Raw genomic sequence first — 13,966 nt, forward strand, 5'->3', positions numbered from 1 at the left:
GGTCGCCGCGGTCGCCACGAACGGAGCGCCGTCCGCGGGCGGGACTGACGGCGGGAGCCGAGCCGAACGGGTCCCGGCGGGCCAGGTCGACCCGGCCGCACCGAGCTCCGCCGTGCCGGGGACGGCCGACGAAACCGTGCCGGTGGAGTTGGGTGGCGTGACGCGCTTCATCAATCGCAGCGACATTCGCTTCGTCCAGGCTCACGGCGACTACGCCCGGCTCCACACGTCCTCGGGCTCCCACCTCATTCGCGTGCCCCTGGTGACCTTGGAGGAGCGCTGGGCCGCAAGCGGGTTCGTCCGTATCCACCGGTCGACGCTGGTCTCGACCCAGCACATCACCGAGGTCCGTATGGAGCACGGTCGGTGCACCGTCGTCGTCGATGACGGTCGCGAGCTTCAGGTCTCCCGGCGGCACACCCGCCAGTTGAAGGACCGCATGATGACCGGCCCGTCCGGCTGGCGGGCCGACGGGTGACCGGGGCCTCGCACCCTTCCCGCGTGCGGGTCACGTCCTCGCGCCGGCAGGCCGCGCGCCCCCGCCGCGTGCCGCTGAGCTACGACGTCGAGGAGCAGACCGATCTTGGGCGGGTCTACGTCGGCGGCCTGATGCGGGCGCAGTTCCTGCTGTCGCTGGCGGCGCTGAGCAGTGTGCTGGTCGGGTTCGCCCTGCTGCCGGTGCTGTTCACCCTGCTGCCGCGCCTGGGGCAGGTCACCGTGGCGCATGTGCCGTTGCCCTGGTTCCTGTTGGGGGTGTTGCCCTATCCGCTCATGTGGTGGGCCTCGCGCCAGTTCGCCCGCCAGGCCGGGCGCATCGAGGATCAGTACGCCGAGGTCATCGAGGACCACCGACAGTGACCCTGTCCGGCAGCACCGCACTGTCCGCCCTGTCGATCCTGCTCGTCTGCGTCGTGACCGTCGTCCTCGGCACCCGAGGCACCGGCAGTTCTCGCCTGACCAGCGACTTCTACGTCGCCCGGCGCGCGGTGTCCTCGCGTCGCAACGCCTCCGCCATCGCCGGTGAGTATCTCTCCGGAGCGTCGTTCCTCGGGGTGGCCGGGTTCGTCCACCGCGGCGGCTCGGACATGCTGTGGTTCCCGCTGGGCTACACGGCCGGCTACGTCGTGCTCCTCATGCTCGTCGCTGCCCCGTTGCGACGCAGCGGGGCGTACACGCTGCCCGATTTCGCCCACGGACGGTTGGAGACCAGTCTGGTGCGGCCATTGGCCTCCTCGCTGGTCATCGGCATGGGACTGGTCTATCTCGTGCCCCTGCTGCAGGGGGCGGGCAATGTGCTCAGGCACGTCACCGGAGCGCCGCCGTGGGTCGGCCCGGCCGTGGTCGGCGTCATCGTGCTCGTCAATGTCGCCTCCGGCGGGATGAGCGCCATCACGGGGGTTCAGGCCATGCAGTACTGGCTGAAGTTGGCCACGCTGGCCATCCCCGCGGTCGTGCTGGTGGGCCTGTGGATCCACGACGGTCGCCCCATGGTGGCCAGCGAGTGGGCCCAACCGCAGGTCTGGGAGGGGACGACCAGCCTGCCGATCTACACGACGTGGTCGACGTTCATCGGACTGGCGCTCGGCACGATGGGCCTGCCGCATGTGCTGGTGCGCTTCTACACCAACCCCGACGGCCGGTCGGCCCGGCAGACGACGGTCAACGTCGTGGCCCTGCTGGGCGTGTTCTATCTCATCGCCCCCATCTACGGGGCGCTCGGTCACATCTACGCCGGTGGGCAGCAGACGTCGTCGAACGTCGTGCTCGACCTGCCGATGGCCAGACTCGAGGGCTGGCCGGCGCTCGTCCTGTCGGCCCTGCTGGCCGGAGGAGCGTTCGCGGCCTTTCTCGCGACGGCGTCCGGCCTCGTCGTGTCGATCGCCGGTGTGCTCGATCAGGACTTCTTCCGGGGGCGTCTGAACCGATGGACCGGTTTCGACACCAAACCGGTCCAGACCTTCCGGGTGGCCACCGTCGTCGCGGTCGTCGTGCCGGTGGCGATCAGCCTGTCGCTGAGCAACCTGCCGTTGCTCGACACGGTCAATCTCGCCTTCGGCATCGCGTCGACGACCTTCGGGCCCCTGCTGATCCTGGGGATCTGGTGGCGCCGCCTCAGCCGCGTCGGCGCGATCGGCGGGTTGATCTTCGGCGCTTCGGTCGGCGTGCTGCTGGGCGTCCTGGAGGCCATCCAACCTCCGATGCCCGGCTGGCTCGAGGCTCTCGTGTCCGCTCCGGCGCTGTGGTCGGTGCCCCTGTCGTTCGCCACGGTCATGGCACTCTCACTGCTCACCCCGGGCAGCATTCCACCGCACACACGGCAGATCCTGCGGCAACTCCACACGCCCGAGCCCCGTGCGGTGCCTGACCTCGACGTGGCGGGGCGGCCCGAGGCGGGGCGCCCCGAGGTGGCAAGTAACGAGGTGGCGAAGTAACCGGTCGAGCCAAAGGCTCAGAGGTCCAGCGCGGACGACCCGAACTTCTCCTGCAGGAACCGGCCCTGGTTGCGCAGGGCCTGCGCATCCCCGGCGTACACCGCCTCGGCCACCTTGCCCACCTCGGAGCGCAGCAGTTGCAGCTGCTCGATGAGATCCTCCTGCGGGGTCTTCCCCGCCGGCCCACGGTGACTGGTCGCATACCGCGTCGGCAGGTTCAGGTACGACTCCAGCGAGGTGGGGATGTAGTCGCGGATCATCCGTCCCACGACGAACAACTGCTCCGGTGAGGAGGCAAGCTGCGCTGCCCGATCAAGGATCTCGTCGAGTGAGAGCAGGATCTCGTCGAGCAACGCCGCAGCCACCGCCGGTAGGCGGCTGCGCTTCTTGCCGATGTTGTACTTCAGGTCCCGCAGGTCCTTCTGCAGCTCCTCGGCCTGCGCCTGGGCGTTGCCCTCGATGGTGAGGTGCACCTTCTCACGGGGCGTGAGCAGGGCACCGATCCCGTACAGCCCACCGACGACGACCGGCCACAGGGGCCCGGCGATGCCGGTCGGCACGGTGACGGCCAGACCGGCCAGCGCCGCGGCGGCGCCGACGATGTTCTTGTTCGAACCGAGGTATCTGACGAACGCGTTCATGGTCCTTCCAGCATGCCACTCACTGGTACCCGCGGATCTCGCGGAACGCCGCAGTCAGGTCACCCGAGGTCGCGTCGAAGACCCGTCCACCGGTCAGGTCGGCCAGTTGCTCCAGTTCTCCACGGTCGGAGGCCCCGAAGACGATGCTGAACGTCGGCACGGCCTTGAGATCGTTCGGCATCGACTCGTAGTGGGCCTGGAGATCACCGAACGACTGCCCCGAGGTGTTCTGCCCATCGGTGAGGACGACGATCGAGTTGAACGCCTGGTCGCTGCTGACCGTGCTGCGCTCCAGCACTCGGTACGCCTCCTCGACGGAGGTGAAGATCGACGTGTCACCCTGCGCCGTGAGCCCGTCGATCGCGGCCTGGATCTGGCCGCGAACCTTCTCGCCGCCCTTGGTCGGGATCGTGAACGTCTGCGGGGTCTGGGGCCGGCTGGAGAACGGCATGAGGATCACCGTCTCACGCGCCCGGAACGTGGCGAACCGGTCGACGCCCTGGGAGGTCTGGCCCTGCGCCCCGGTCAGGGACGACATCGCCTTCTTCAGTTCATCGAGCCGGCCACGGGAGTTCATCGAACCGGAGACGTCGAGCACGTAGACGGTCTGCGACGGCCGACGCAGATCCTGCATGTACGCGTTGATCAGACCGTCGACCACCTCGCGGCGATTCGGGAACGGCAACTCGATGAGGTCGGTCGTGCCGAATCGGGAGTCGAGCTTGACCCCGGGCACCACCGGGCGACGGGCGGTCTGCTCCTGGATCAACTGCTGCGCCTCGGGGGTGCGCAGCCAGTCGGTCAGCCGCGTGTAGGCGTCCTTCTTCTCCTGGGTGGCGGAGCGCAGCAGCGTCAGCGGGTAGTCGGCCGTCACCACGCCGTCGGCGGGAATGACCACGTGCAACTTCTCCGTCAGTCGATCACCGCGGTTGAGTTCGAGGATGACCGATTCGTAGTTGATCAGCGCATCGACCCGGTCGGTGCCCTGCTGGTTGACGTACGCGTCGGCCAACCATCCGGAGGAGCCGGACGTCAGCTTCTGACCCGAGAAGAACTCCCGCAGCTGCGGAGCCGCCGCGTCGACCTGTTTCTGCGTCAGCGCGGCCCCGCCACCGGAGAGGGCCGTGGCCACCCCGACCAGCGCCGAGAATCCCGAGTTGGACGCGCTCGGGTCGGTCATGCCGTACGTCAGTGACCCGTTCTTCACCGCTGTGGTGATGTCCTTCCACGTCGGCGCCTTCGTGTCCCAGCCGAGTTTGCGGGCCACCGACTCCCGCACCCCGAGCACGACCGGGGAGGCCATGGTCTTGGTCTGGGTGGACAGCCTCGATGACGAGCCCTCGAGGAGGGAGAGGTAGCGGTTGGAGGAGTACCAGACGGCGTCGTAGGTGCCGTCGGCCTGGCCGGCAGCGATCTGCTCGGCGCCGGTCAACGTGCCGGTGTAGTCGGCCGCGACCTCGACGCCGGTCACTTCCTTGGCCCGCTGCAGCACCGGCTCCAGGTCCTTGACCTCCGAGCCGGCCATGACCTTGAGCACGACGGCGTCACCGGAGCCGCTCCCACTGCTGTTTCCCGTGGTCGTGCCGAACGAACATCCCGTGATGGTCACGGCCACGAACACGAGCCCGGCGATCAGTGCCCGCGCGCGGCGCACCCCGGTCCTCCCCCCGCCACCCATGCCGATCAGCGCCCCGGACGGAACTGCGTGTCGGCGATCTCCTGCTGCTTCTGGGCCCGCTCGAGGTACTCGTTGGCCTTGCCCAGTTCGGTCTGCAGGGTGGTCACGGTCTGGGCCATGTTGTCGACGGCCTGGATCTTGAACGTGTCGATCGCGTCCATCGTGGCGTAGACGTTGGCGAACGACTGCTTGAGCGCATCGATGCTGACCATGGAGCTGGCCGCCTGCTCGTGGATCTGCCCGGTCTGCTGCTTGAGCATCTCCGAGGTCGACACGATGAGGTTGCTCGTCGTCGTGTTCAACGCGGTGATCTGGTCGAGCACGAGCTTCTGGTTGGCCAGTGCCTGCGCGACGACGACCGCCGTGCGCAATGCGGAGACCGTCGTCGTCGTGGCCCGCTCGACACCGCGCACGAGTTCGTTGTTGTTCTTGCGGATCATGTCCAGCGCCAGGTAGCCCTGCGCGGAGACGGCCAGTTGGGTCAACAGGTCCTGGTGCTTCTGACGCACCGCGAACAGCATGTCCGACTTGAGCTGGTCGGCCTTCGTCTGGTCGGTGAGCGACACCTGGTCGATGTGGCGTTCGAGTGAGTTGTCGAGGGCCTCGGTGAGCACGGCGTACTCCTGCAGGCGCTGCATCGTCGCCCAGAGGTTGGCCTTCTCACCCTCGATCGCGGCGTTGTCCTTGCGCAGCTCCTCCTGACCGTTCTGGAGGGAGTTGATGATCTTGTCGAGGTGCGTCTGCGCCGAGGCGTACTTGCCGAAGTAGTCGCGCACCGAGTTGCCCCACGGCAGCTTGCTGAGCATCCGGCCGATGCCGGGCTTGTCGACCTGGGAGGGGTCGAGGTCCTCGATCGTGCGGCGCAACTCCACCAGCCCGTCGGCGACCTTCTCCTGCGGCTGGTTGCCACCGTGGCCCTTGGCAGCCTCCAGCGCCTTGACCGGGCGCTCGAGCATGCGGTTGGCGACCTGCGAGGCGGCCCGGACGTCCTGGTCACCCATGTGCGTCACATCGCGGATCTTCGTGGCGAACTCGGGGGCGCGCGGGTCGAGGTTCGCCAGCGACTGCACGTAGGCGTCGGCCTTGGACTGCAGGGCCTGGGCGGTGGCCGGGTCCAACGGCATCATCGTCGTCGCCTGCTGCGGCTGCACCACCGGCACGGCCGACGGCGGGGTCAGCACGAGATCGGTCGTGGCCTCGGGCGCCGGCGGTGCAGCCGCGACCGGCGCGGCCGGAGCGTTCAGATCGAGCGGGGAACCGGAGGTCTGGGGCTGGTCGGTCATGTCTCTCCCTCGTGTTCGGATGGGTGGATCTGGTCGATCGCTGGGGTCAGTACTGCTTCTCGATGCCGACGATCATCGCCTCGAGCATCTCGTAGGCGGGCGGCTCGATGATGTCGACGAGCTCGGGCGGTGCGGCCACCTTCCGCTCCTTGAGCACATCGGTGAAGACCTGCCGGCTCTGCGGCCGGAAACCGTGCACCGCCGCGAGGCGCTGCAGTTGCGGGTCCTCGGAGAGCAGGCGGCCCACCTCGCGGCCGGGGTCCTTGAACGCCAGCACCGTGTGCTTGGAGAGGACCTCCGGCTTGGGGTAGGCCAGCACCATCTCGTCGGTGATGGAACCGTCGCCGCGCATCTGCCGGTCGAGGAACTGCGCCTCGTAGGCCAGCACCATCGGCGTCTTGCCCTTGCCCAGGGAGAGGTAGTCCTCGAACGGCGCCTCGGTGCTCGACTCCGAGTAGCCCTGGTCGAGGAAGATCCGGGTCATCTGCGGCAGGACCTTCGTGGCCTGCGCCTTCGAGGAGACGACGTTGTTGCCGTTGGCGACGTAGGACGCAACCGACAGGAACATCGCCGCCGAGTTCGACTTGCGCACGTCGGAGGTCGTCACCAGCACGGACTTGCTCGCCGGGTAGGTCGAGTTCTTCGGGATCTTGTCCCACCGCAGGCCCTGGTCGACGGCCTTGAGGTACTTGTCGACGTCGAAGATCAGCACTCCGTTCTCACGCGTGAGAACGCCGGTGGGCTTGAGCGCCTTCTCGATCGGCGTGTACGTCGCCACCGCCATGGGCGAGGAGAACGGGGTGAAGGCACCGGAGGTCTTGTTCGCCCGCTTGATGCGCTCGGCCGCCGGCGCCGAGGAGGGGAAGGCGAAGTCGTAGTCGGTGAGGTTGTCGAGCGTGGCGATCTGCCGCGATCCGGCCGTTTCGACCTGAACGTCATACCCGTTGTCGCGCAGGATCTGCTGGACCTCGGGGTCGTCGAAGAAGGGCTTCTTCTCCGAGCCGATCACGCCGCGCACGACGACGACGTCACGGCCGGCCACCCCGCCGCCCAAACCGACCATGCCCGAGCCGATGACCACCGCCGCGACCACGCCGATCGCGAGCAGGACCGCGAGCACGATCCCCACCGTCCGCTTCACGCTTGCTCCCCCGTCTCCGGCCCGACCGATCTCACACCGCTGACCCTATGACGAACAACCGACAACCGTCGTTCCGTTCATCAGCCGTTCATCCAGCCGACGCCTACCCGCGGGCCGTGGTCCCGAACAGGGCCTCGGCGATCTCGATGACCCGAGCCAACGCCGGATTCCGGTTGTCGGTGCGCCAGACCAGACTCGCGTACGTCAGTTGGTCGGATCCGCGCAGGGGCACGATGAGCACGGAATCGTCGACGATGGCCGGGAGCGCGGTGTCGATCGTCAACGTGATCCCCACCCCGGCGCCGACGAGCGCCATGATCGTCCAGGAGTCCAGGGCCTGCTGCACGATCCGCGGGGAGAACCCGGCCTCGCTCGCCTTCTCCAGCAGCGCCGCCCGCACGAGCGAACCGCTGGCCGCGGGCAGGGTGATCCACGGTTCGTCGGCCAGATCGGCCATGTCCACCTGGGGCATCTCGGTGATCCAATGCCCCGCCGGGACCGCCACGACGTACCGCTCGCTCTGGATGACGCGTGACTCCAACCCCGGGACCGGGCCGCGGGTGCGCACGATGGCCATGTCGAGTTCGCCGCGCAGAATCTGGTCGGTGGCCTCGGTGCCGTACAACACCGATGTCAGGTCGAGTTCGATGCCGGGGTGGCGACGCCGTACGCCGCGCGCCAATTCGCCGATGAGGTGGTGCGATGCCGGGCCACCGAACCCGATGCTCACCCGGCCGGTTCGCCCATCCGTGGCAGCGGCGACCGCCTGCTCGGCCCGATCGAAGGCCCGCACGATCTCCTTGGCCGGCGCCAACAACGCCTGCCCGGCAGGGGTCAACTCCACGCGGCGCGTCGTCCGCTCGAACAGTGCGGTCCCCAGATGCCGCTCAAGCTGCTGGATGGTTCGCGTCAAAGGCGGCTGCGCCATGTGCAGACGTTCGGCCGCCCGACCGAAGTGCAGCTCCTCCGCGAGCATGAGGAAGGCCTTGACGTGCTGCAGGTCCACCGCGCCTCCCTTCCGCAGCCTGCAGCATAGTTCCCACCGACCGCCACCCGTTGACCGCACGATGACCGCCACTGGGCGCAGCCGTTCGGCGCCGCGCCCGCCGTCCGGCGCACGAGACGACCGCGCACCACATTTGCTTGACGTACGTCACCTCAGTGGTTCGTGACGGAGCGCACACTGATCCTCGACGCGGCGGGCAACGATGCCCGCCCCCGGACCTGGAGGTGCCTGACACTCGTGTCCAGCCAACCCACACCCGCGCAAGACGCCTACCTGGAAGTGCAGAGATCGACGGAGTTCCAGGACCTCCGTCGCCGGTTCCGCGGCTTCGTCTTCCCGACCACCGCCTTCTTCCTGGCCTGGTACGCCCTCTACGTGCTCCTGTCGATCTTCGCGCCCAGCTTCATGGGCACGAAGGTCTGGGGCAACGTCAACATCGGCCTGCTCATGGGGCTGGGTCAGTTCGTCACGACCTTCGCCATCACCCTCATCTACTCCCGCTGGGCCAGCCGGGAGTTCGACCCGCGCGCCGACGCGATCGGCGCCCAGCTCGACGGCGTGAAGGAGCACTGACCCATGAGCCTGTTGACCTCCCTCACCGCGATCCCGGCGATGGTTCCGGCCGCCACCACCGTCGGGTCCCCGGCACTGAACATCTCGATCTTCATCGGATTCGTCGCCATCACCCTGGGCATCGTCATCTACGTCTCGCGCAGCGGCTCGAAGACCGCCGGGCACATGTACACCGGCGGAGCGTCGTTCTCGGGCCGTCAGAACGGCCTCGCCATCGCCGGTGACTACCTTTCGGCGGCGTCGTTCCTCGGCATCGCCGGAGCCATCGCCCTCCAGGGGTACGACGGCTTCCTCTACTCGATCGGCTTCCTCGTGGCCTGGCTCGTGGCCCTGCTGCTCGTGGCCGAGTTGATGCGCAACACCGGCCGCTTCACCATGGCCGACGTCCTCTCCTACCGCCTCAAGCAGCGGCCGGTGCGCATGGCAGCGGCGAGTTCCGCGCTGGCCGTGTCGTTCTTCTACCTGCTGGCCCAGATGGCCGGCGCCGGTGGCCTGGTCTCCCTGCTGCTCGGCGTCTCCGGCGCCGCCGCGCAGAACATCGTCATCGCCATCGTCGGCGTCGTCATGGTCGCCTACGTCATGATCGGCGGCATGAAGGGCACCACCTGGGTGCAGATGATCAAGGCGGTGCTCCTCATCGCCGCGGCCGCCGTCATGACGCTCTGGGCGCTGGGCCACTTCGGCTTCAACTTCTCCAGCCTGCTGCAGGGCGCGGTCGACGCCAACCCCAAGGCCGGTGAGAAGCTCCTCGCGCCGGGTCTGAAGTACGGCCTGACGACGACCACGAAGATCGACTTCATCTCCCTGGCCCTGGCGCTCGTACTCGGCACGGCCGGCCTGCCGCACGTGCTCCAGCGCTTCTACACCGTGCCGACGAGCAAGCAGGCCCGCAAGTCCGTGGAGTGGGCCATCTGGCTCATCGGCGGCTTCTACCTGCTCACCCTCGTCATCGGGTACGGTGCCGGCGCCCTGGTCGGACCGGAGAAGATCGGCGCGGCCCCGGGCAAGGCCAACGCCGCGGCCCCGCTGCTCGCGTTCGAACTGGGCGGATCGCCGTTGCTCGGCATCGTCTCGGGCATCGCCTTCGCGACGATCCTGGCCGTCGTCGCGGGTCTGACCATCACCACCTCCGCCACGTTCGCCCACGACCTGTACAACCACGTGTTCAAGCACGGCAAGGCCACCCCCGAGCAGGAGGTCAAGGTGGCCCGCTGGGCCGCGCTCGCCGGTGGCGCCATCGCGATCCTCGGCGGCATGCTCGCCAAGGACCAGAACATCGCCTTCCTCGTGGCCCTCGCCTTCGCCGTGGCGGCCAGCGCCAACCTGCCGACGATCCTCTACTCGCTGTTCTGGAAGGGCTTCAACACCCAGGGCGCGCTGTGGTCCATCTACGGCGGTCTGATCTCCGCGGTCGGGTTGATCTTCTTCAGCCCGGTCGTCTCCGGCAAGCCGGTCGACCCGCTGACCGGGCGCAGCGCGTCGATGCTGCAGGGTGTCGACTTCGCCTGGTTCCCGCTCGAGAACCCCGGCCTGATCTCGATTCCGCTCGGCTTCCTGCTCGGCTACCTCGGCTCGAAGCTGAGCACGGAGCACGACGCCGGCAAGTACGCCGAGATGGAGGTCCGTTCGCTGACCGGTCACGGCGTCGCCAAGGCCATCGACCACTGACATCCCCCCAGCCGCTCAGGTGGGCCACGCGAGTAGCGTGGCCCACCTGACGGGACAGCACGCTCAAGGAGGAACCGTGACCGACCAGACCACCCCCGACGATCTCGCCCCCAGCCCTGCGTTCTCCGCCCACGCCAACGGCACCGCCGACCTGTATGCGCAGGCTGACGCCGACTTCGAGGGCTTCTGGGCCCGCCAGGCCCGCGAGCGCCTCACCTGGGCCAAGGACTTCGACCAAACCCTCGACTGGAGCAACGCGCCGTTCGCGAAGTGGTTCGTCGGCGGGCAACTCAACGTCGCCTACAACTGCGTCGACCGCCACGTCGAGGCCGGCAACGGCGACCGCGTGGCGATCCACTTCGAGGCCGAGGGCGGCGACGACTTCGGCTCGCGCGCGCTGACCTACGCCGACCTGCAGCGCGAGGTCAGCCAGGCCGCCAACACCCTGGAGTCCCTCGGCGTCACCGCCGGCGACCGGGTGGCGATCTACCTGCCGATGATCCCCGAGGCCATCGTGGCGATGCTCGCCTGCGCGCGCATCGGCGCTCCGCACAGCCTCGTCTTCGGCGGTTTCTCCTCGGAGGCGCTCAAGGCCCGGATCGAGGACGCCGCCGCCAAGGTCGTCATCACCGCGGACGGTCAGTACCGGCGCGGCAAGGCCCTGCCGCTCAAGCCCGCCGTCGACCAGGCCCTGAACGGAGTCGAGTCGGTCGAGCACGTGCTCGTCGTGCGCCGCACCGGCGGCGAGGTGGCGTGGAACGAGCGCGACCTGTGGTGGCACGAAACCGTCGAGACGGCCGCCGACACGCACACCCCGCAGCCCATGGACGCCGAGCACCCGCTGTTCATCCTCTACACCTCGGGCACGACCGGGCGGCCCAAGGGCATCCTGCACACCACGGGCGGGTACCTCCTGCAGTCGGCGTACACGAACTCGATCGTCCACGACCTCCACCCCGAGACTGACGTGTACTGGTGCACCGCCGACATCGGCTGGGTGACCGGGCACAGCTACATCGTCTACGGACCGTTGGCCAACGGAGCGACGCAGGTCGTCTACGAGGGCACGCCGGACACCCCGCACAACGGCCGCTGGTGGGAGATCGTCGAGAAGTACAAGGTGACGATCCTCTACACCGCCCCCACGGCGATCCGCACGTGCATGAAGTGGGGTCACGAGATCCCGGAGAAGTACGACCTCTCCTCGATCCGGGTGCTCGGGTCGGTCGGCGAGCCGATCAACCCCGAGGCGTGGCGCTGGTACCGCGAGTACATCGGCGCCGGCACCGCTCCGGTCGTCGACACGTGGTGGCAGACCGAGACCGGCGCGATCATGATCTCGCCGCTGCCGGGTGTGACGACGCTCGAACCCGGATCGGCGCAGCGCCCGATCCCCGGGGTCAGCGCCGAGATCCTCGACGACGAGGGCACACCGACGCACGACCCCGAGTCCGTCGGGTACCTCGTGCTGACGAAGCCGTGGCCCTCGATGCTGCGCACCGTGTGGGGCGACGACGACCGGTACCGCGAGACGTACTGGTCGCGTTTCGGCCCGAAGTACTACTTCGCCGGCGACGGCGCGAAGTACGACGAGAAGGGCAACATCTGGATCCTCGGCCGCGTCGACGACGTGATGAACGTCTCCGGTCACCGACTGTCCACGGCGGAGATCGAGTCCGCGCTCGTCCTGCACGACCGGGTCGCCGAGGCGGCGGTGGTCGGGGCCACCGACGAGACCACCGGTCAGGCCGTCGTCGCGTTCGTCATCCTGCGTCAGGGTGCCTCGCACGAGGGTGACGACAACACCGCCATCGTCGAGGAACTGCGCGCCCACGTCGCCAAGGAGATCGGCCCGATCGCCAAGCCGCGCACGATCATGGTCGTGCCCGAGCTGCCGAAGACCCGTTCGGGCAAGATCATGCGCCGCCTGCTGCGTGACCTGGCCGAGGGCCGGGAGGTCGGCGACGCCACCACGCTGGCCGACAGTTCGGTGATGAACGTCATCCAGGCCGGGCTGGGCAACTAACGAGCCGTCAACCGCCGACCGGCGTGCTGCGCATCGGGGCCCAGGCCCCCCGTGCGACCAACACGGAGCGCAGCACGTCGGGTCGGTCGGTGATGATCCCGTCGACACCGGCGTCGAGCAGTCGGTGCATGAGGTCGGGGTCGTCGACGGTCCACACGATGACGCGAATGCCGAGTCGATGCGCCCGCCGAACCAGCCCGCCGGTGAAGATCGGCACCTGCCCGAGCGAGATCGGCACATGCGCAAAGCGGCCGTGCGTCGCGACCGCGCTGGGCACGATGGCCCGCAGCTTCGAGGCGGCGATCAGCGTCGTGAGCCGGCGCCACCCGAGGGCCGTCTGCAGACCGGGGCACTGCGAGGCGAGTTGTTCGAGCCAGCCGTCCCAGGCGCCGGCGACACACACCCGCTCGGCGTAGTCCCGGCGCTGCAACAGCCGGGCCATGGGGGCGATCGCGGCGTGGTCCTTGAGGTCGATCATGAACATCGCCTCGGGGAAGGCGTCGAGGGCCGCCTGGAGGGTGGGGATCGGCTCGAGCCCGGCGACGCGCACCGAACGCAGTTGCGCAAGGGTCAGCGCACCGATCCGCCCGGTGGTGTCCGTGGCCCGGTCGAGGGTGTCGTCGTGGAAGCACACCAACTGACCGTCCGCGGTGAGCTTGACGTCGGTCTCGATGTACCGCAGACCCAGGGCGAGGCTGCGACCGAACGCCGCCAGGGTGTTCTCCGGGCCGAGCGCGATGCCACCGCGGTGGGCGATGGCGTAGGGACCGGGCTCGCGCCCGTAGACGAGGGCCGATGCGGGGCGACTGCGCTCGGTCACCTGGGAGTCAGGGGTTCCACCTGCCATGCTTCCCAGTCTCCGCCTGCCGGAGCGGTGCTGCGCGCCACGGCGGCGCGCCACGGATCGATGTTCACCGGCTCTTCAACCGTCGGACGACCGCCGGACACCTCCGTTCACCTGCGCGCCACCCTCCCGTTGCGTGTCCGTCGCAGGTTCCCGAACGACGCTCCGGGCTTGACACCCCCGGTCGGGATAGGCTGGCGCCCAGCCAGCCAGTCCTCACCGAGGAGTTCCCATGAGCCACTCCCCCAGCGACGCCACCGCGCCGGCGGCCGAGCCGTTCAACCCCGAACGCACCATCGGCCAACTCGTCGCCGACGCCACCCACGACATCTCGACGATCGTCCGCGGCGAGATCGCGTTGGCCAAGGCCGAGGTCACCAGCGGCGCGAAGATCGCCGGCACCGGTGTCGGGCTGCTGGTCGGAGCGGCGTTCGTCGGCCTTCTGGGGCTGGTGCTCTTCTTCCACTTCATGGCCTGGCTGATCGCGGTGTGGCTGCCGGTGTGGGCCGGCTACCTCATTGTCGCCGGGTTGCTGTTCGTCATCGCCGCCGTGCTCGGCCTGCTGGGTGTGAAGTCGCTGAAGAAGGCCAAGCCGGTGCCGACGAAGGCGATCAAGGAGGCCCAGGACACCATCGCGGTCCTGAAGTCGGCCGGCTGAGCCTCGCCGGGGCGGC

The 13,966-nt window shown here is 68.6% G+C and carries 13 protein-coding genes; 7 read left to right on the forward strand and 6 right to left on the reverse strand.

All coding sequences use genetic code 11. From position 1 onward, the window contains the following. From KD1_RS06045 to KD1_RS06055, 3 genes are all read left to right on the forward strand, one after another. A partial coding sequence (locus KD1_RS06045) for a LytTR family DNA-binding domain-containing protein (protein WP_169795349.1) occupies nucleotides 1–478 on the forward strand: 478 nt, incomplete at its 5' end. Nucleotides 479–501: 23 nt separating this feature from the next. After that, entirely contained in the window at nucleotides 502–858 is a 357-nt protein-coding gene (locus KD1_RS06050; protein ID WP_157073201.1) for a hypothetical protein, read from the forward strand. Further along, nucleotides 855–2,432, forward strand: coding sequence for a sodium/solute symporter (locus KD1_RS06055; protein ID WP_068399021.1), 1,578 nt, complete (start codon nucleotides 855–857; stop codon nucleotides 2,430–2,432). The genes KD1_RS06050 and KD1_RS06055 overlap by 4 nt, the downstream gene beginning before the upstream one ends. Nucleotides 2,433–2,449: 17 nt before the next feature. On the opposite strand, the gene KD1_RS06060 is transcribed toward KD1_RS06055, so the two are convergent. From KD1_RS06060 to KD1_RS06080, 5 genes are all read right to left on the reverse strand, one after another. Then, nucleotides 2,450–3,073, reverse strand: a complete 624-nt coding sequence (locus tag KD1_RS06060) for a hypothetical protein (protein ID WP_068399022.1) — start codon at nucleotides 3,071–3,073, stop codon at nucleotides 2,450–2,452. A gap of 19 nt (nucleotides 3,074–3,092) precedes the next feature. After that, entirely contained in the window at nucleotides 3,093–4,727 is a 1,635-nt protein-coding gene (locus KD1_RS06065) for a substrate-binding and vWA domain-containing protein (protein ID WP_068399028.1), read from the reverse strand. Nucleotides 4,728–4,756: 29 nt separating this feature from the next. Next, nucleotides 4,757–6,034: a toxic anion resistance protein gene (locus KD1_RS06070; protein WP_068399031.1), complete on the reverse strand. Its 1,278-nt coding sequence runs from the start codon at nucleotides 6,032–6,034 to the stop codon at nucleotides 4,757–4,759. A gap of 46 nt (nucleotides 6,035–6,080) precedes the next feature. Beyond that, the gene (locus KD1_RS06075; RefSeq protein WP_068399034.1) at nucleotides 6,081–7,175 is read right to left on the reverse strand and encodes a hypothetical protein; all 1,095 of its coding nucleotides are present in this window, start codon (nucleotides 7,173–7,175) and stop codon (nucleotides 6,081–6,083) included. Between the two features lie 103 nt (nucleotides 7,176–7,278). Continuing rightward, nucleotides 7,279–8,181, reverse strand: coding sequence for a LysR family transcriptional regulator (locus KD1_RS06080; protein WP_068399041.1), 903 nt, complete (start codon nucleotides 8,179–8,181; stop codon nucleotides 7,279–7,281). A 237-nt stretch (nucleotides 8,182–8,418) separates the two neighbouring features. Between KD1_RS06080 and KD1_RS06085 the strand changes: the two genes are divergently transcribed. From KD1_RS06085 to acs, 3 genes are all read left to right on the forward strand, one after another. Beyond that, complete coding sequence (locus KD1_RS06085; protein ID WP_068399044.1) at nucleotides 8,419–8,754, forward strand: DUF485 domain-containing protein; 336 nt, start codon at nucleotides 8,419–8,421, stop codon at nucleotides 8,752–8,754. Between the two features lie 3 nt (nucleotides 8,755–8,757). Then, nucleotides 8,758–10,422, forward strand: a complete 1,665-nt coding sequence (locus KD1_RS06090; protein ID WP_068399047.1) for a monocarboxylic acid transporter — start codon at nucleotides 8,758–8,760, stop codon at nucleotides 10,420–10,422. 76 nt (nucleotides 10,423–10,498) lie between these two features. Then, complete coding sequence (gene acs / locus KD1_RS06095) at nucleotides 10,499–12,448, forward strand: acetate--CoA ligase (protein WP_068399049.1); 1,950 nt, start codon at nucleotides 10,499–10,501, stop codon at nucleotides 12,446–12,448. A gap of 7 nt (nucleotides 12,449–12,455) precedes the next feature. Here acs and KD1_RS06100 read toward each other — a convergent pair whose 3' ends face one another. Further along, a complete protein-coding gene (locus KD1_RS06100) occupies nucleotides 12,456–13,295 on the reverse strand; it encodes a glycerophosphodiester phosphodiesterase family protein (protein ID WP_068399054.1) in 840 nt (279 codons plus the stop codon). Between the two features lie 229 nt (nucleotides 13,296–13,524). Here KD1_RS06100 and KD1_RS06105 point away from each other — a divergent pair, with 229 nt between their 5' ends. Beyond that, entirely contained in the window at nucleotides 13,525–13,950 is a 426-nt protein-coding gene (locus KD1_RS06105) for a phage holin family protein (RefSeq protein WP_068399057.1), read from the forward strand. Nucleotides 13,951–13,966 lie beyond the last annotated feature (16 nt).

This window comes from Kribbia dieselivorans NBRC 106261, from assembly GCF_001552435.1.
Taxonomy (GTDB): Bacteria; Actinomycetota; Actinomycetes; order Actinomycetales; family Dermatophilaceae; genus Kribbia; species Kribbia dieselivorans.